At 65.7% G+C, this 18,474-nt stretch carries 15 protein-coding genes; 7 read left to right on the top strand and 8 right to left on the bottom strand.

The annotated features are described in order from the left end of the window. Window positions 1-49: 49 nt before the first annotated feature. Window positions 50-1,081, bottom strand: a complete 1,032-nt coding sequence (locus tag IE158_RS11150) for an HD-GYP domain-containing protein (protein ID WP_308430686.1) — start codon at window positions 1,079-1,081, stop codon at window positions 50-52. 66 nt (window positions 1,082-1,147) lie between these two features. Between IE158_RS11150 and IE158_RS11145 the strand changes: the two genes are divergently transcribed. Continuing rightward, window positions 1,148-1,897, top strand: coding sequence for a YkgJ family cysteine cluster protein (locus IE158_RS11145; protein WP_189643783.1), 750 nt, complete (start codon window positions 1,148-1,150; stop codon window positions 1,895-1,897). A 145-nt stretch (window positions 1,898-2,042) separates the two neighbouring features. Next, on the top strand, window positions 2,043-3,158 hold the full coding sequence (gene queG / locus IE158_RS11140) for a tRNA epoxyqueuosine(34) reductase QueG (protein WP_189643795.1): 1,116 nt from the start codon (window positions 2,043-2,045) through the stop codon (window positions 3,156-3,158). A gap of 46 nt (window positions 3,159-3,204) precedes the next feature. On the opposite strand, the gene IE158_RS11135 is transcribed toward queG, so the two are convergent. Next, the gene (locus IE158_RS11135; protein WP_189643782.1) at window positions 3,205-3,717 is read right to left on the bottom strand and encodes an LEA/WHy family protein; all 513 of its coding nucleotides are present in this window, start codon (window positions 3,715-3,717) and stop codon (window positions 3,205-3,207) included. A 33-nt stretch (window positions 3,718-3,750) separates the two neighbouring features. Between IE158_RS11135 and IE158_RS11130 the strand changes: the two genes are divergently transcribed. From IE158_RS11130 to metG, 4 genes are all read left to right on the top strand, one after another. Next, the gene (locus tag IE158_RS11130) at window positions 3,751-4,821 is read left to right on the top strand and encodes a hypothetical protein (protein WP_189643781.1); all 1,071 of its coding nucleotides are present in this window, start codon (window positions 3,751-3,753) and stop codon (window positions 4,819-4,821) included. 118 nt (window positions 4,822-4,939) lie between these two features. Continuing rightward, window positions 4,940-5,602 carry an outer membrane lipoprotein carrier protein LolA gene (locus tag IE158_RS11125; protein ID WP_189643780.1) on the top strand — a complete coding sequence of 221 codons (663 nt, stop codon included), beginning with the start codon at window positions 4,940-4,942 and terminating at the stop codon, window positions 5,600-5,602. Between the two features lie 163 nt (window positions 5,603-5,765). Further along, a complete protein-coding gene (gene purB, locus IE158_RS11120) occupies window positions 5,766-7,073 on the top strand; it encodes an adenylosuccinate lyase (protein WP_189643779.1) in 1,308 nt (435 codons plus the stop codon). A 102-nt stretch (window positions 7,074-7,175) separates the two neighbouring features. Further along, window positions 7,176-9,194, top strand: a complete 2,019-nt coding sequence (gene metG, locus IE158_RS11115; RefSeq protein WP_189643778.1) for a methionine--tRNA ligase — start codon at window positions 7,176-7,178, stop codon at window positions 9,192-9,194. Between the two features lie 56 nt (window positions 9,195-9,250). Here metG and IE158_RS11110 read toward each other — a convergent pair whose 3' ends face one another. The 4 genes from IE158_RS11110 to IE158_RS11095 all read right to left on the bottom strand — a co-directional run bounded on the left by IE158_RS11110 (window position 9,251) and on the right by IE158_RS11095 (window position 14,340). After that, window positions 9,251-9,886, bottom strand: coding sequence for a chloramphenicol acetyltransferase (locus IE158_RS11110; RefSeq protein ID WP_189643777.1), 636 nt, complete (start codon window positions 9,884-9,886; stop codon window positions 9,251-9,253). 203 nt (window positions 9,887-10,089) lie between these two features. Next, window positions 10,090-11,385 (bottom strand): LysM peptidoglycan-binding domain-containing protein, encoded by a 1,296-nt coding sequence (locus IE158_RS11105; protein ID WP_229839087.1) that lies wholly within the window; start codon window positions 11,383-11,385, stop codon window positions 10,090-10,092. A gap of 109 nt (window positions 11,386-11,494) precedes the next feature. After that, entirely contained in the window at window positions 11,495-12,043 is a 549-nt protein-coding gene (locus tag IE158_RS11100; RefSeq protein ID WP_229839086.1) for a hypothetical protein, read from the bottom strand. Beyond that, window positions 12,040-14,340: a vWA domain-containing protein gene (locus IE158_RS11095; protein ID WP_189643775.1), complete on the bottom strand. Its 2,301-nt coding sequence runs from the start codon at window positions 14,338-14,340 to the stop codon at window positions 12,040-12,042. The genes IE158_RS11100 and IE158_RS11095 overlap by 4 nt, the downstream gene beginning before the upstream one ends. Window positions 14,341-14,611: 271 nt before the next feature. On the opposite strand from IE158_RS11095, the gene IE158_RS11090 reads away from it, so the two are divergent. Further along, entirely contained in the window at window positions 14,612-16,579 is a 1,968-nt protein-coding gene (locus IE158_RS11090) for a DNA topoisomerase subunit B (RefSeq protein WP_189643774.1), read from the top strand. Window positions 16,580-16,680: 101 nt separating this feature from the next. On the opposite strand, the gene IE158_RS11085 is transcribed toward IE158_RS11090, so the two are convergent. After that, window positions 16,681-17,256: a biotin transporter BioY gene (locus IE158_RS11085; RefSeq protein WP_189643773.1), complete on the bottom strand. Its 576-nt coding sequence runs from the start codon at window positions 17,254-17,256 to the stop codon at window positions 16,681-16,683. Between the two features lie 165 nt (window positions 17,257-17,421). Further along, on the bottom strand, window positions 17,422-18,339 hold the full coding sequence (locus IE158_RS11080) for a biotin--[acetyl-CoA-carboxylase] ligase (protein WP_189643772.1): 918 nt from the start codon (window positions 18,337-18,339) through the stop codon (window positions 17,422-17,424). Window positions 18,340-18,474: the final 135 nt, after the last annotated feature.

Here is an 18,474-nt window from a genome sequence, read left to right as displayed (position 1 = left end):
GTAGAGGTCCAGTGCAGGCCGTCTGAGGGCTACCCCTCTCCGCTCTGGCTCACACGCCAGTTTCGACGGGCGGCAGGGTCTGGGCCAGCTCCACGATGCGGGGGTCCAGGCGCTTGCCCGCTTGCCCCTTGAGGCGTGCCGGGTCGCCGACATGCACCAGCGCATTTGCCACAGCGATGATGCGGGCATACAGCGGGATGTCCTCGCCAGCGAGGTGCTCCGGCTCACCGCTGCCATCGTAGTGCTCATGGTGGTGCCGAATCGCTTTTTGGGCGTCCGAGAGGTGCGGCACACCATGCAGGAAGTTGGCACCCACACTGGCATGGCCCGGGCCCGTCTCGCCGCCAATCTTGCCCACATCGTGCAAAATGGCCCCGTACCACAGCTGCTCCAGCTCGCGCTCATTCAGCCCCAGCTGCCGGCCCAATTGTCCGCTGATTTCGGCGACCTGCTGGGCGTGCCCCAGAGCATCGAAATCCTGGGCTTCGACGGCTTCTACCAGGGCCACAGTCAGCTGCCGGGCGCCCTGACGCCACTCCTCGCGGGTATCAAACACGGCCAGCAAAGGGGTGACGGCACTGCCCCAACGGTTGAGGGCTTCTTGCTGCTGGGCCGCAATGCCGCCGCTCTGAAACTGGTCCAGAATCAGGGCACCCACATTGCGCCCCTTGTCCACCAGCGGTACCACCACCGTCGCCCGGATGTCGTTCATGCCGGCGGCGTCCAACTGGCGCACCACTTCGGGGGTGTTCATGGCATACAACTCACGGGGACCGTCTGCCAGCAGGCGGGGGCGCATCTGCGCCCAGGGGCCTGACAGGCTGAGGCCCAGCAGGGACTTGGGGTAGCCATGCACAGCCGTCACCACGTCCTGCCCCCGGCGCAGCACGGCATAGCCCTTGACGCGCCCCCCCAACATCTGTGCAGCGTGGGCCAGAGCACCTTCGAGCAGGCCCTCGGCGTTGGGCTTGCCCAGCAGGTCCGCCAACACGCGGGTGGGGTCGCTCGGCGCAGTGGCCGGGCTACGCTCTTCGGGCCGGGGAGCGGCCTCATCCTTTTTTGGTCGGTTGAATCGGAACACAGTGGCTTTAGTATAAGGGTCAATGAATGGTGCGCACCCCCACTGTATGAATGCCGGATTGACGCCATGACGGCCCTGGGTCCTTTGCCGCCTACAGCAGCGGTGCGGCTGGTCAAGGAGGCGGTACAGGACGCCTACGCCGACTACGGCAGCGAGGCCAGCCGCTGGCTGGACGGCTTTACCCGCCAGGGCGGGCAGGTCTTCTGCGGCGCGGGCTGCTTTGGCTGCTGCAACATGCCGATTCGCCTGAGCCTGGCCGAAGCGCTGATTGTCCGGGACGCCCTGAACGCCGAGAAGCTGGCCGCCGTAGAAGCGCACGCCCGCCAGGTCCTCGCCAACGCCCGCACCGCCCCTGACGAGGACGTGTATGTGCGCCGCCACCGCCTGGAGGTAGGCTACTGCCCGCTGCTGGACAGGGCCACTGGGCAGTGCAGTGAGTACGAGTCGCGCCCCACCCGCTGCCGCGATACCTTCAGCGCTTTTCCGGCCCGCTACTGCACCGAAGGCTACTGGGAATCGCTCAGCCCGCGCGATAAGCGGCAGTACGCCCGCGACGTGGCCCGAACGCCCGGCACCGACGGCGAACTGCACTACATCGCCCCGCTGGAATATCTGTCCGAGCCTGTCTGGGAAGCTGCCGCCGGGGCGATGGACCGCGCTTTTGGCCTGCAAGTCTGGGGAGATTTCTGGGTGCTGGTTAGCCTGAGTGCGCGCCCGGACTTTATGGCGGCGGTTGAAGCGGGAGATGGCCGCGCCGCACTGAAGGCCGCCCAGGCCGCTGGCCTGAGTCACCCCATGATTCTGGAAATTGAGTAATGCGGCTGCTGGGATGCAGCGTTCACCGGACGGCTCCATCCATCTGTCTACCCTTTGGCAGAGCGGCACCCTTGGCAGAGCGGCGCTGAGGTACACTCGGCCCCGCAGTGAGCGCTGAGCCCTGTCATGAACACCAATCCCCATGATGAACACTGAACAGAGCGCCGAAACCCTCTCTGCCCTGGCCCTGGACCTGGGAGCCGACGTGGTGGGCTGGGCAGATGCGCAGGTGCCCACAACCGCCGTAGACGAGTACACGCTCTGGCTGGCCGAGGGCCGACACGCCCGGATGGACTACCTGGAGCGTCAGCTGCCGCGCCGCGCCGACCTGGGCACGTCACTGCCGGGCGCAGGCCGGGTGCTGGTGCTGGGCATCTCGCACGCCTACGCGCCGCCGCCCAGACCCGCTGGCGGCATTCGGCTGGGCCGGGTGGCCCGCTACGCCTGGACCCCTGACTACCACGACCAGCTTCAGCCGGTGCTGGACCGCCTGAGTGCTGAAGCGGCGGCGCTGGGCGTGCAGGCCAGGGGCTACGTGGACCACGGCCCGGTAATGGAGCGGCTGCTGGGAGCGCGGGCATTTCTGGGCTGGCGCGGCAAAAGCGGCATGCTGGTCAGCACCCAGCTGGGGGCCTTTTTCACGCTGGCGGTGCTGCTGACCGACCTGCCGCCAGCGGGCGAGGGCCCCACGGCGCACCCAGACCGCTGTGGCCGCTGTTTTCGCTGCGCCCAGAGCTGCCCTACTGGTGCGATCGGCCCAGACCGCAAGATTGATGCGGGCCGCTGCCTGAGCTACCTGACCATTGAGCACCGGGGACCGCTGCCCTGGGAGCGGCGGCGCGAGCTGGGCGAGTGGCTGTTCGGGTGTGACATCTGCTGCGAGGTCTGCCCCTGGAGCGTAAAAGCGGGCACGCTGGCCCGGCTGTTTCAGCCCCGGCCAGAGCTCGCGCACCCGGACCTGAGCCGGTTTTTTGGGGTATCAGAGCGGCAGTTCACGCGTGAATGGGCGGGCAGCGCCCTGCTGCGCCCACGCCGCAAAGGCATGGCCCGCAACGCCCTGAACGTAGTGGGCAACCTGCGCGACCCGCAGGGCTGGCCGCTGCTGCTGGCCGGGGCCGAGGACCCCGCCTGGGAAGTGCGCGAGGCCGCGGCCTGGGCGCTGGCCCAGTGGGGCGAATGGACGGCGGTAGAGCGGCTGCGCGGCGACGAGCACCCGGACGTGAGGGCCGCCGCCGAGCGGCTACTGCTTGAGCGGGCCTAGCGCATGGGCTGGAAAGAAGTGCAGCTTTCCCGCAAGCCAAGTGAACTCAGAATGGCAGGATGGCTGGCTGCTTCCACTGCCCCTGCACCAGCGTCAGCGGCCCGAACTTGGGCTGGCCCAGCGCGCCCAGGTCGGCGGTAAAGGTGCCGTCCAAGCGGTAAGGCACGCCCTGACCACGGGCCACCTTCAGCCACTCGGCAGCCGTGTCCAGGCTGACCGGCACACTGGCCCGCACTGTCTGCACCGTTTCGCCGCGTGCCGGTAGGGCAATATCCGGCAGCACCAGCGCCGCCACGGGCTGGCCGGTCAGCACCAGATCAGCGGCCAGGGAATGCAGCCGCACGGCAAAGGGGCTGGGGTTGTGGACCTGCACCGTCAGCTCCAAGTCCGCCGCTGCGCTCTGTCCGGCCTGCCCCGGCAAGGTCAGACCAATCAGACGCACACTGCGGGGTTCAAAGTTGGGCACCTGCACCACTGGACCGGCCAGCTGTGTGGGGGCACATGCAGTCAAAGGACACAGCGCCAGACACAGCCCGGCGACCAGAGAAAAGCGGCTCATTCATCCAGTGTATGGAGCCCCTATGGTGGAAGCGTGAAAGCTCTCGCTCGCTGCATGTCTCTCCTGGCCCTGACTGCCCTGCTCTGCCCAGCGGCGCAGGCCCAGTCGCCCACTGACACCGCCGACCTGTCCCCTCAGCCGGTGCCGCTCTCGCAGGCGCTGGACCGGGCGGGCGTGACGGTTGGCGTGACTGCAAGCCCTGCCGGAACTGCGCCCAGCCTGGGCCTGCGCGGCGTGCGCCTGGGCAGCGGCACCCTGGACACCAGCCTGAGTCTGCGCGGCAGCGAGGCCCGCTACGCACAGTCCCTGGCCCTTCCGCTGATCGGCTACGCCGAAGCCGGAGCCGAAGCGCAGTGGCTGTGGGGCAATGGCGACAGCCCGGGTGGACACCGTCTGGCTGCAAGTGGAGTCCTGGCCGCTGGCCCGGTAGAAGTGCAGCTGGCCGGTGAACGCTTTACGGCCCCACTGCTGCTGCTGCGCCCGCTAGACACCCTGAACGACCCCACCCCTGACCCCCGCAGCGAGGGCAGCAACCTGACCGCCTCGCTGCGGGGCCGCCTGGGACCGGGCACCTTCGTCATGGTGGGCCACGAGTGGGGCCACGGGGCCGGAATGACCGCCGATCTGGAACTGCGCCCCCAACTGTGGAGCGTGGACGGCGGGCCTGCCGTGCTGGCCCTGGTGAACCCCGGCGACCTCAACCCCGAACTCTGGGCCGAGTCGCAGGGCACGCTCACCTTGCGCCTGGGGGCCGAGCACCGGGCAGCCGGCGCGGGCCTGCGCCTGGGTACGGGGTGGGACGGACCAAGCTCCAGCACCGAGCTGAGCGCGGTCTTGGGCGCTCACCGGGAAGCAGCCGTCCACTGGCGGGCTTATGACCTGCTGGGCCAGGACTCAGAACTGGATCTGGGCGCGGCCCTCTCTGACGCCTGGGGGAGCGAAGGGGGCTTGGGCACCCAGTGGAGCGCAGCGCTGCTGCTGCCACTGGAAGGTGAGCAGCGCTTGGAGTTGCGCGGCAGTGCGGGCGCAGCAGGCACGGCGGCGCGGGCCATCTACCTGCTGCCGCTGCGCCCGGCCCCTGGCCCCGCAGACGGCCAGAACTGATTCAGCCGGAGGAGAACCCACAAATGCCGTCCCAGTCACAGTTTGAGGCGGCGGCAACCTTAACTGAACGTCAGCCAGACGGCGGTGTTCTCACCCCCTGACATGCCAGACTGCATGTGTGAAAAAAGCCTTTTTCCTCTCCCTGAGTGCCGCGCTGGCTCTGCTGCCCCAGGCCAATGCCCAGACCGCCAACGATGTTCTGTACAAAGTGGACCAGATGCAAAAGAGTGCCCGCGACCTGTCGTTCCGGCTTTCGGGTCGCCTGACGCTGGAAGGCACTGGACAGAATATGGATGTGATGGTCAAAACTATTCCCAGCCGTGAAGTGGTCCGCATGGAATTTCGCCAGCCGCAAAGTCTCAGCGGCGACGTGATCGTCTCGGACCGTCAGGAAGTGCGCCAGTACTGGAGCATGTCCAACCAGATTACCGTGACCCCGCTCAGCCGCGCCGGTGCCCGCTCCGGCCTGGGCCTGGACTTTACCCAGCTGGGCAGCGCGGCCAACCTGAGCAGCAGCTACAACGTCAAGCTGCTCGGCACCAGCAATGCCGGTGGGGGCCGCCTGTTCAAGCTGGCGGCCACCCCCAAAGGCAACGCGCAGGCAGGCACCGCCCACGTCTGGGTGACGGACCGTGGCTGGCGTCCCACCCGCATTCAGATGTACCAGCCCGGCGGTCAGCTGGCCGTGGACCTGAACGTGAGCAGCTTCAAGACCAATACTGGCGTGACCGAAGCCGCCCTGCGGGCCCTGCCACGCGGCGCACGGGTGGTGCAGCAGTAGGCAGACACTCGTCACCAGCAAGCCAAACATCAGCCCCGCCCGGAATCCTGGCGGGGCTTTCGCTGCTGGGCCGCCAAAGCCTCTGCTATCCGCTATCTGTCATCCGCCCTCCGCCATTCAGCCCTGCTGCCACACGCTTTACCCAGGCGCTAGGCTGAAGGCCATGATTGACCGCTACCTGACTCCCGAAATGAAGACCCTCTGGTCCGAGGCGAACCGTTACCGCGCCTGGCTGAAAGTGGAGCTGAGCGCCATGCAGGCCCAGGCGCAGGCGGGCGAAGTGCCGCAAAGCGCTTACGACACGCTGGTGCAAAAAGCGGAGAGTGACCCACTTGACCAGGCTTTTGCCGAGAAGGTGGCCGAAATCGAGGCCGTCACCCGCCACGACATCGTGGCCTTTACGCGGGCGCTGACGGACCGCTACGGCGAGGAAGCCCGCTTCATTCACCACGGCCTGACCTCCACCGATGTGGTGGACACCGCCCAGAACCTGCTGCTGGACGAAGCCATGAGCCTCATCATTGCGGACACCCAGGCCATGCGTGAGGTGTGCCGCGCCCAGGCGGTGCAGTACAAACACACTCCTACGGTGGGCCGCACCCACGGCATCCACGCCGAGCCAATGACCTTCGGGCTGAAGTTCCTGAACTGGATGTCGGCGCTGGACCGCGACCTGGAGCGGCTGGAGTCGGCCAGAAAGCGCATACAGGTGGTGATGCTCAGCGGCAGCGTAGGCACCTTTGCCCATGTCAGCCCCGACATCGAGGCCGCTGTGGCCCGCGAGTGGGGCTGGCAGCCCGCCGCCGTGACCAATCAAACGCTGGCCCGTGACCGCCACGCCGAGCTGATGACCACCCTGGCAATTCTGGGCACCACCATCGAGAAAATCGCGGTGGAAATTCGCCACCTGCAACGCTCGGAAGTGCGCGAGGCGATGGAGCCGTTCGGCAAGGGGCAGACCGGCAGCAGCTCCATGCCACACAAGAAAAACCCCATCCTGACCGAAAATGTCACGGGCCTGGCCCGCTTGCTGCGCGGCAACGCCATGACCGCGCTGGAAAACGTGGCGCTGTGGCACGAGCGTGACATCAGCCATTCCAGCGCCGAGCGCATTATCCTGCCGGACTCCACCGCCGCCGCCAGCTACGCCCTGCGCCGCCTGACCGGCGTGCTGCGTGACTTGGTCGTGTTCCCCGAGCGAATGCTGAAGAACCTCAATGACCTGGGCGGATTGGTGTTTAGCCAGCGCGTGCTGCACGCTCTGATTGACGACAAAGGCATGCTGCGCGAAGACGCTTACGGCATCGTGCAGCGCAATGCCCTGAAGTCCTGGGAAACCGGCGAAGGGCTAAAAGACCTGCTGGCCGCCGACCCCGAAAACCCGCTGAGCGCCGAGGAACTGGACGCCGCTTTCGACCTGGCATGGTACTTGCGCCACGTGGACGATATTTACGCCCGCTTCGGCCTTTGACCCTTGGCCTTTGATGCAAAAAGCCTGTTCCTTCTTCCACCAACCATGAGCGCAGCGGAATCACCTCTGAGCAAGGCTCAGCCACCACAGGAGAATTCATAAATGACACAAACAGGAGCCAACGACACGCTCTTTATCACCACCGCGATTGACTATGCCAACGGCGTGCCGCACATCGGGCACGTGTTCGAGAAAATCCTGGCTGACGCCATCGCCCGCTACCAGCGGCTGTCGGGCCGCCCTACGCACCTGCTGCTGGGCACCGACGAGCACGGCGAAAAGATTCTCAAGGCCGCCGCCGCACAGGGCATCACGGCGCAGGAGCTGGTGGACGACCTCTCAAAGCGGGCTTTTCAGGGCCTGTGGGAGCGTCTGGGCATCAGCCTGGACCAGTTCGTCCGCACCACCGACGCGCAGCACCAGGGGTTTGTGCAGGACATCTTGCAGCGCGTGTACGACGCGGGCGACATCTACTTTGCCGAGTACGAGGGCCTGTATTCGGTGGGCAGCGAGCGCTACGTGACCGAAAAAGAACTGGTCGAAGGCCCTGACGGCGTGCGGCGCGTGCCCGGCGACAAGGAGCCGCCCGAGCTGCGGCGCGAGGCCAACTACTTTTTCAAGATGGAAAAGTATCAGCCCTGGCTGCGCGAATACCTGGAAGCCCACCCCGACCTGATTCAGCCCACAGGCTTCCGCAACGAAGTGCTGGAAATGCTGCGTGAGCCGCTGGGCGACCTGAGCATCTCGCGGCCCAAAGAGCGGATTCCCTGGGGCGTGCCGATTCCCTGGGACCCCGAGCACGTGACCTATGTGTGGTTCGACGCGCTGCTGGCGTACCTGTCGGGGCCGGTGGGCAAGGGCCAGCCGGAAAGCGTGACCGGGCAGACCTGGCACGTCATCGGCAAGGATATTCTCAAGCCACACGCGATTTTCTGGCCGACCATGCTCAAGTCAGCGGGCCTGCCGGTGTATGACCGCCTGATTGTCCATAGCCACATCCTGGCCGAAGATGGCCGCAAAATGGGCAAATCACTGGGCAACGCCATTGACCCCGAGCAGCTGGTGCAAGACTTCCCCCTGGACGCCATTCGCTACGCCCTGCTGCGCGAGGCCAGCATGGGCAGCGACACGCCATTTGGCGAAACGATTCTGGTCAGCCGCCTGAACGGCGAACTCGCCAACGACCTGGGCAACCTGCTGGCCCGCAGCCTGAGCATGATCGAGAAGTACCGGGGCGGCGTGATTCCAGCCCCCGGCGAACTGGGCGAGCGTGAACAGAAGATTGTGGCCGACGCCCAGAGCCTGCCAGAACGGGTGATGGGACTCGTGAACGACTTCAAGCTGAACATGGCGCTGGACGCGGCGATGGGCTTTGTGCGCGACCTGAACCGCTATATCGCAGAGAGCGAACCCTGGAAGCTGGCGAAGGACGAGGCGCAGGCTGAGCGGCTGGACACCGTGCTGTACACCGTGGCCGAGGGCCTGCGGGTGGCAAGTGTGGCGCTTGAAGGTGCGATTCCCGGCAAAGCGCAGGAGCTGCGCCGTCAGCTGGGCCTGGGCGAGCAGACCTACGTGCTGGAAGCCGCCTGGGGCCTGACCCCCGCAGGCACCCGCATTCAGGCGGGCGAGGTGCTGTTTCCCAAGCTGGAACTGCCCGAAAAGAAAGCCGAGCAGGGCGCAGACCAACCACAGAGCACCGCACCAAAAGCCACCAAACCGCAAGGAGCCAAGACCATGACCGACCCCGCCCCGACCCAGGACACCCCCACCGCTCCCGCCGAGAACGCCCAGGAATTCATCACCATTGACGACTTCCTGAAAGTGGACCTGCGCCTGGCCGAAGTGCTGGCCTGCGAGCCGCTAGAAAATGCCGACAAGCTGCTCAAGTTCACCCTGAAGGTGGGCGATGAGGAGCGGGTCATCCTGAGCGGCATCCGCAAGTGGTTCCCCGAACCCGCCGACCTGGTAGGCAAGCGCGTGGTGATCGTGGCGAACCTGGCCCCCCGCAAGATGCGCGGCATCATGAGTCAGGGCATGATCCTAAGTGCTGAGAGCGAAAGCGGCGAGCTGGACCTGCTGACCGTGGGCAAGGCCCTGCCGGGCGGCTCACAGGTGCGCTAAATCTACTAAAGACCTTCTGAGCCGCTGTCTGAAACGTGTACAGGCGGCGGCTTTTCTTACTCACCTCCCCGGAAACTGTTCACACGCTCCTGAACTTCGCGGTAGAACTCGGCCACATGCCAGCCGTCGCAGGCGGCATGATTGGCCCTGACCGACAGCGGCAGCCACAGCCGCCCGGCCCGCTCGCGGTACTGCCCCGCCGTGAAGACCGGCAGCAGATACTCCTCCTCACCCGCAAAGGTCAGCTCAAAGGCCGTAAACCCCAGCCACGGCGCGATGGAGATGTTCACGGCGTGGGCAGGCGGCCTGCCCTTCGGGTAGAACTCCAGCGAATCTGCATGGGCCTGCACGTCGGCCTGGAAGCGGGTCTGGAAGTCTGCGTAAGAGTCGCCCAGATCAGTCCACAGCACTGCAAACGTCTGGCTCTCAGGCCGGAACACCGTATAGGTCGGCAGAATCTGTTCCCAGTAGCCGGGCTGACCGTCCTGTAGGGTCATTCTCAGCGCAGGCAAGGCGTTGACCGCCTGACAGATCACATAAATCAGGGCAGAGGCAAAAGGGACCGGGGCCGCCTTGAGCGCAGTCACGTCCACCTCCGCCGTCACATTGAAGGTGCAGGGATGGGCGCGGTAGTGCTGAAAGGTAGCGGCGCGGGGCCAGGCAGACAGGTCAAGCGGCTGAACAATCGACATGGAGTTAAGGTAGCTGGGGCCGGTTCTTGAACGGTAAGCCACCTTGCTTAGAACAGGGATGGGCTTAGGCCAGAGCTGGCGAATGCAACTGGGGAAGCTGGGCCAGGCTCACTGCCTACTGCTTGCCGCACTTTACAGAAGCGAGCTGACCGCAGGCCGCCGCACAGTCAACGGCACAGTCAACGGCACAGTTAACGGCGCAGTCAACGCATGTAGCGCCGCCCCGAGTAATTGCCGTACACCCCAATCCCAAAGGCCACACTCCGCACGCTTTCTATGACGGCGCGGTTGCCCCAGGCCAGCCCCGCCGAGCTGCCCCCGTCCAGCAACAGGGCATTTTGCGCGCCCAGCTGCCGCATCACTTTTGCCATCTCAGCCGGGGTCAGCTTGGCCTGGGTGCTGACCAGGAACAGGTCGCGGTTGCCGCTCAGCCCCACGGCGGAGCGCGCCGCCCGCCCGAAGACCGCCGGGTCACGGAAAGCGGCGTCATAGCTCTGGCGAATCTGGCCGCCCACCAAGATACGTGGCCCAGAGGCGATCACCGTCTCCATCCCGCGCCAGGCTTGTGCGCTGGTGGTGCCGCTCCCGCCCGTAATCACGGCGCGGTTGTCGGGCGTAATGGCAAGGGCCGCCGGAATGCGCCCCCAGCTGATCAGCTGGCCGCTGCGGACCAGGTCACCCGCAGGCGCATAGGTCTGTGGATGAAAGTAGGAACCGTTAATCAGCGCATCTGCTCCGCTCTGGCGGGCCAGTGTCCCCACGCGTGCGCCCCGGCTCCCCTGAGGCAGCACCGGCGAGACGAGCACCCCAGGATGGCGCAGGTCCACCCGGACCATCCGCACCGGCACCCCCAGGAGCGTGCGCGAATGCAGCGACACGGGCGGAGCGACGGGCTGAGGCGGCAATGGCACCGGGATACGCTTGGGCACCCGCAGACGCTGGCCCGCATACACCTCACCCGAACGCAGATAGTTGGCGGCCAGCAGGTCCGCCGGGGTGGTGCGGTACTGGGCAGCCAGCGTCCGCAGAGTTTGCCCAGGCTGCACCGTCTCGTAGCCGTAGACCACCTTGACCGTCTGGCCTGCAGCCACTTGCGGCGGCAGGGGCCGGGCCGGAACCTGCAAGCGCTGCCCGACCACCAGAAGGTCCCCGCTGACGGCATTGACCCGCCGCAGGTCCGCCACGCTGATTCCGGTGCGGCGTGAAATCCCGGCCAGCGTGTCGCCTGGCCGCACGGTGTACGGGTAGACCGCCAGAGCTGAGGGGGCAGCAGGCGCCTTGAGGCGCAGCACCTGCCCTGCCCGAATGGCGTCGCTACTCAGGCCATTGGCCGCCCGCAGCTGGGCAACGCTGACCCCACTGCGCTGAGCAATACTCCACAGGGTGTCCCCTGCTTGCACCGTGACCGTTTGGGCCTGCGCACCGCCCAGCACAGAGACAGCGAGTGCGGCCAGCAGACGCGGGCCCAGAACAGACGGAGAACGGAACGTCCTAAACACACAATCAACAGACTTCAGCGGCATCGCTGTTCAGGATGACCAGCCCTCATGAGAACTTTGCCGGAGCGGCGCAGCCTGGACAGCTTGTCAAATGATCGGATCAAATGCTCTAGGCGCCCACTGAGTTGCCGGGAAACACCGCCACCCGCCCAATCATGTACACGCAGCCCGCCAGAAACAGAGTCAGTACCGGCAGCAGCTTCAGGCCGATATTGACGCCCAGAAATTCGCCGTTCCAGCGGTCCCGCGCCAGGGCTTCGGCGGCCAGCAGGCTGAGGACCGTAAAGCCGGTGTACATCCAGTGCTCCAGGTCACGGGGTGGGTCAACCGGCAAGCAGTAGCGGGACAGGTTGGCGACCTGTCCACACAGTTCCTGTTGCACGGCAGCGGGAGCGGGCACGGCGCTGGCCACTTTGCCGCCACTCACAGCCAGAACGATGCCCGTGACCGCCGGAAGCAGGGTCAGCACCCAGGTCAGCCGCAGCCAACCCAGAAAGCCAGCGCCGACCTGTCCCTTGAACGCCGGGGCCAGGCTCCAGACAAACAGCACCGCTGTGGCCAGGGCCAACGGAGTAGGCGTCAGCATCAGGAGCGGAAAGGCGGCCACCCAGGAGTCGGGCCACACAAAGTTGTGCAGCATTTTCAGAGCGTCAATCACGGAAGGTCCTCATAGCCCTTGAACTGGACTTCGGTGCCCAGCGGCAAGAAGGTGCCGGGGCGCAGCGGTGGATTGGGGGCCGTGCTCTCGCCACGTGCCCGGGGCCGCAGCAGCCGTAGCCGCGCCGGGATATCAGCAATCAGGACCCGGCCACCCAGCAGCGTCACCCGCAGGCCGCGCAGCGAAGGAGCTTTGCAGGCTTCACCCAGGTCCGTGATTCCGCCCGGCAAGCCCAGGTGGTGCTCGGCGTAGCGCCCCACCACCTTGAGGGTCTGCCCGTCCGAACTGAGGGTCAGCGGCAGACCCAGGCCACTCAGCTCACCCAGCGGCGGGGACTTGGCGCGGCTCGACTCGGCCATTTGCACGCCCAGCAGGGTGCCGGGACGCACCACATTGCCGGGGCCCAGCAAGCGGGTGCCCTGTGAGACTTCCAGGTCTGCGGGGACCCGCAGCAGCCGCAGCCCGGCGCGGTGGCGCTCCAGACGCAGCCCGCTGAGGTGCGGCACACCCGCCACCTGGCCCACATCGAACGCGCCGCTGGACGGGGCATTCACAGCACTCATGCGCCCATCGGTGCCAAACAGGCACAGGAAGCGGTCCTCTGAGTATTCAAGGCCCTCAATCCCGGGCACTTCTTGCTCAAACGCTGGGGCGTAAGGCGCAGCGGGCACCGAGCTGACCGGCTGGGCCTGCGAGACCGTCACATGGCGCACCCGCTCTTCTGCGCCGCCGGGCCGCGCCCGCTCAATCAGCGGAGCCGCGCCCGCAGCCCGCTCACGCACCTGCCGGCGCTGTACCGCACGCAAGGCAGCCAGCGCTGCGCCCAGCAGTGCCAGCCCCAGCAGCAGCGGCCAGAGATTGAAGGTGCGGCGTGGCTGAGCGCTGCCGTCAGGGGTCGTTTGCGGGTCAGCGGAAGGGGTGGCAGACCCTGGTGCTGGAGTTGTCAGCCCAGGGCGGGTGTCGGTCACTGGAGGCACCTGCCCTTCCAGCGATCCCGCCGCCCCGGTCACGGTGGTCAGCGGCAGTGCGGTGCCGTCCGGAAGCAACCATTCCAGCGGCACTGTCCGGCCTTCGGCCAGGCCGGTGTTGGTGACGCGGACACCGATGTGGCGGCTGCCGCGCTCATGCAGCAGCTCGGCACTCAGGCCCTCGGCGGGCGAAGTGTTGAAGCCCGAACCGCGCAGGTCCTTTTGGAGCACCGCCCGGCTGAGTGCGTAGCGGAGCGTGACCGACTCACCAGGACGCAGGGTCCGGTCAGCGCCGGGGTTCAGCCAGCGGAGCCCTTCGGTGCCCGCCAGGGCAAAGCGCAGCAGCGTGAGTTGTGGGCGCACCACGCGGCCTGTCTCGTCCCCAGTTTGAGCGCCCGAAGCGGCGGCAGCCTGAGCGGCAGGCGCAAGCGGCTCAGCACACAGCAAACCCACCGTGCCGCTGGGAATCTGGCCCAGCACGCGGAGGGGCACGGCACCGCCCCGCACTTCCCCAGCGGCCAGCGAGACCTGGCTCAGTCCCGGCAGCAGCGGCATGGACAGCTGCACTGGGGTGCCGTCCGGCAAGCCCAGACTCAAAGCTTCTGGCGAGTGCACCGTCTGAATGCGGCTGCCCAGCCCGGTCAGGTCCGGCACCTGCCCTACCGGATAGGTGTGTGCCTCGGCGTAGGGGCTGCTCTGTAGGGCTCCAAGTGCGTCGGCAGGAATCTGGGTGCCGAGCGCCAGATAGTGAAAACTGTCCAGCGGGCCACGGGCGGTGAAGGCCGACAGGCCCTGGGCGGCACTCACCGCGCCGCTGGGGTCGTTGTCTACCCCGTCGGTCAGCACGAAGACATTGGTCAGCTGGTCCGAGTCGGGGGCCAGGGTGGGCAGCGCTTCATTCAGCGAGCGGTACAGATGGGTGTTGTTGCCGTTGGCCTGCAACTCAGCCATGTCCTTGTCAAAAGCAGCGCGGTCAGCCGGCAAAGTGTAGCTGCGGCGCGAACGCAGACCACTGTCAAAGGTAAACAGTTCCACCTGCTGCGGCTGGCGCTCATCCACATAGCGCACGATGGCCGCCTTGACCCCAGCAAAAATGTCGGCCCTGCCGTCGCCCAGGCCGACCATGCTGCCGCTGGTATCCAGCACAAAGACGGCCCGGGTACGGGTGGGAAATGTGGCCGCGCCTGCGGGCAGGGTGCAGGTCTGGGCCTGCGCCGCCGCAGCGGAGGCCGCCTGCTGAGCGGTATCCCCGGCGGTTTGCCCAGCCGGGGCCGCACAACCCGCCAGCAGCAGCAGGCCCAGGCAAAACAGCGGAGTCAGTCGTGGCATGTCACTCTCCATTGTGCCCCGAACCGGGCAACTATGAAAAGGGTCACGCTTGGCAGGGGTAGACAGCGGCATGATTATGTTAATAACATATTCAAGTAGCAGGATTTCGAGAATGGCGGGTCACGTGCTAGACTAAACCCTGTTCGCAGGGGCTTTTGCAGCCCTGCCTTCCCACTGTTCTAGCCAGCTGCGCCGGGCCACAAGTCCAGAGCAGCGCCACAGTACCGGAGCTGGCTCCCTATTTTTGGGAGAACCGCTTCACAGGAGGAATATGACCAACCCCAACAGCAACTACACCGCCGATTCCATCAGCATTCTCAAAGGTCTGGAAGCGGTTCGTAAGCGCCCCGGCATGTATGTGCAGGGCGGCACTGGCATTGACGGCTATCATCAGCTGCTGACCGAAATTATCGACAACGCCATTGACGAAGGCTTGGCCGGCTTTGCCGACGAAATCACCGTGACCATGCACGAAGATGGCAGCGCCACCGTGACCGACAACGGGCGCGGTATTCCCGTGGATATGATGAAGTCCGAAGGTCGCCCGGCCATCGAAGTGATCTTCACCGAGCTGCACGCAGGCGGCAAATTCGGCCAGGGCGCTTATAAGGTGTCGGGCGGTCTGCACGGCGTGGGCTCCAGCGTGGTGAACGCGCTCAGCACCTACCTCGACGTGACCGTCAACAAGGGCGAACAGCTGCACCACATCCGTTTTGAAAAGGGCTTGGTGACGGTCCCGCTAGAAGTGACCGGCAAGACCCCAGCCGACGTGACCTGGAGCACCAAGGTGTCTTTCCATCCTGACCCCGAAGTGTTCAAAGAGTTCGAAAACCTGTTCGACTATGACCGTATTCGCCGCCGCCTGCGCGAGCTGGCCTACCTGACTGGCCTGAAAATCGTGCTGCGTGACGAGCGGGCAGCGCTGCACGCGGGCGAGGTGCGCGAAGAAGTCTTCCACGAGCAGGGCGGCATTGCCAACTTTGCCTCCTCCTTGGTCAGCGACAGTACCCGGCTGCTGTACGACCAGCCCATCGTGATGCGCGGCACCAGCAATGAAGTCGAAGTGGAAGTGGCGTTTATTCACGCCAACACCTATTCCAGCGACAACATCCTGACCTACGCCAACATGATTCGCACCCGTGACGGCGGCACTCCGCTGACCGGCTTCAAGACGGCTTACACCCGCATCCTGAACAAGTACGCCAAGGACAAGAATCTGATCAAGAGTGGCAACCCCGCCCCCAGCGGCGACGACCTGCTGGAAGGCATCTACTGCGTGATCAGCGTGAAGCTGGGCGACCCGCAGTTCGAGTCGCAGGCCAAGGTCAAGCTGCTGAACTCCGAAGCGCAGACGGCGGTCAACGCCATCGTGGGCGAGAAGTTCGCGGAATTCCTCGAAGAAAACCCCAAAGTCGGCAAGACGATTGTGGAAAAAGCCGCCGAAGCTGCCCGCGCCCGTGAAGCGGCCCGCAAAGCCCGCGACATTGTGCGCCGCTCCAACCCCCTCGAAAACGACGACCTGCCCGGCAAGCTGGCCGACTGCTCCAGCCAGGACCCCGCCGAGAGCGAGCTGTTTATCGTGGAAGGGAACTCGGCAGGCGGCAGCGCCAAGAGTGGCCGTGAGCGCCGCTTCCAGGCGATTCTCCCGCTGCGCGGCAAGATTCTGAACGTGGAAAAAGCCGAGCTGAACAAGAGCCTCAAGAACGCCGAAATCAGAAGCATGATCGCGGCCATCGGGGCCGGCGTGGACGGCAGCGGCGACCAGTTGCGCTTTGACGTGGAGCAGCTGCGTTACCACAAAGTGATCATCATGACCGACGCCGACATGGACGGCGGCCACATCACCACGCTGCTGCTGACCTTCTTCTTCCGCTACATGAAGCCGGTGGTGGAGCACGGCCACCTGTACATTGCCCAGCCGCCGCTGTACCGCATCATGGTGGGCCGCAGCAAGACCGGCGAGTACCTCTACTCTGACGAGGAACTGCGCAAAAAGGTGGCCGAGGCCAACAAGGCCGGCAAGAAGTTCGAGATTCAGCGCTTTAAGGGCCTCGGCGAGATGAACGCCGACCAGCTGTGGGACACCACGATGAACCCCGAAACGCGGGTGCTCAAGCAGGTCAACATCGAAGACCTGTTGGTGGCCAACGAAATCTTCGAAGACCTGATGGGCAGCGATGTGCAGCCGCGCAAGGTGTTTATTCAGGAAAACGCCCGCTTCGCTGAAATCACGGTGTGATAAAGGTCTAAGGGTCTAACAGACTAAGGGTCTGAGGGCCAAAGAGAGAGGAGCTTCCGCATATGCAGCGCGGAGGCTCCTCTCTGTTGGCTGGCTCCTTATTACTTGCGCACAAACGCCCAGGCCGCAGGCAACAGCACCGCAGCCAGAGCAATCTTGAGGGCGTCGCCCAGCAAGAAGGGGGTGAGGCCAGCGTTGAGCAGGGTCTGCCCCTGCATGCCGGTGACTGCGCCCAACCAGGTCAGGCCCAGCGCATAGATGATGACGCTGGCAACCAGCATGGCGAGGCCTGCACCCAGAGGCCTGCGGTCTAGGGCGAAGCGTTCAACCAACCAGCCCGTAGCAGCGGCAGCAAAGGGATAGCTGAGCAGATAGCCGCCGGTAGCGCCCAGAAACTTGCCCATCCCTGCTGAGCCGCCAGCGAACACCGGCAGGCCAGCGGCCCCTAGCGACAGGTACAGGGCCAGAGCCGCAAACCCGCGCTTCCAGCCCAGCGCCGCGCCAATCAGGAGCACGCCCAGGGTTTGCAGGGTCACAGGGACGGGTTGCAGCGGAATCTCGGCCTGGGCAATCAGGCCCATCAGCAGAGCACCGCCGGCAATCAGCAGCAGGTCACGGGAGACGGACGGAGTAGGGGCCAGGGTGCCAGCCAGGGTGGGGTGGGTCGCTTGGGTCATAGATTCTTTCCTCCGGGAATGCGGCAGCGTACCGGGCAGGGGCCAAGCACACCGCTCACTTTTTGGAATGCTTCAGCATAGCCCAGCGCGCTCCGTTAGGCCAAACCTCATGGCAGCTGAACCAAGGCCCGGACCAGGCAGCGCAGGTTGAGGCCAGTCTCTGCCCTATCTAGCCCCCAGCTGACCAATCAGCTCTACATCTCCGGCCCCAACCGTAACCGTGCGGCCATCTGGCAAGGCGACAAGCAAGCTGCCCTGAGCGTCCACGTCACGCGCTACTCCCTCCAAGTGGCCTTGCCCAGGCAGCTCAAAGCGCACCGGCTGTCCCAGAGTCGCGCTCACGGCCCGCCAAGCGTCCAGCACCTCTGGCCCAGGAGCTGCCAGCCAATGCTCCAGCTCGGCCAGGACATCGGCCAGCAGCTCAGCGCGGGTCACACCGGGCCGCAGATGATCCACCGTACCGGCCCCCTGGGGTGCCTCGGTCACGTTGATACCGATGCCCAGCACAGCCTGCCGGGCTTCCTCACCGCGCAGCTCGGCTTCCAGCAGAATCCCGGCCAGCTTACGGCCCTGAGCGTCCAGCAGGTCGTTGGGCCATTTCAGGCTGCCCCCGCCCACAGCACGCTGCATCGCCACTCCAGCCGCAAGCGGCAGCGTGGGCAAGCTGGACAGAGGCAATGGCCCGCGCAGCAGCACACTGAACACCAGATTGCCAGTGCCTGTCTGCCAGGTGCGGCCCCGGCGACCCCGGCCAGCCGTCTGCCGCTCGGCCACCACCACAGCGCCGTGCAGCGCGGGGCTATGCACATCAGCGGCCCAGTCCCGCAGCGTGTCCTGGGTACTGCCGGTTTCACCGTAGTAGCGCAGCGCCCGCCCGAACCCGCCGCGCAGGGCCAGCACCCCTGGCGCGGGCGTCCCAGGCTCAAGCGCGTACCCGGCGCGCCTCACTTGAAGCGGTACTCCCTGCTCACGCAGGCGGTGCGCATGGGCATGAACCGAGACGCGGCTCAGTCCCAGGGCGGCTCCCAGGTCATCGCCGGACTGAGGAACAGCGGTCAGCAACTGAAGCAGGCGCTCGGACATGACGCCTACTATGCCCTATCCAGAGATGTTGGCAGCCAGAGATCAGGCAAGGCGAGTGCAATATGTGGGGCAGCTCAGTAGGTGACAACTTCAGTTTGACCTCGTTCCAGACGGCAAAAACCAACAGACGGCCCC

The organism is Deinococcus piscis (genome assembly GCF_014653275.1).
GTDB lineage: Bacteria > Deinococcota > Deinococci > Deinococcales > Deinococcaceae > Deinococcus > Deinococcus piscis.
The sequence above is the reverse complement of the archived record's forward strand: the minus strand, read 5'-3'. Positions and strand labels throughout refer to the sequence as shown.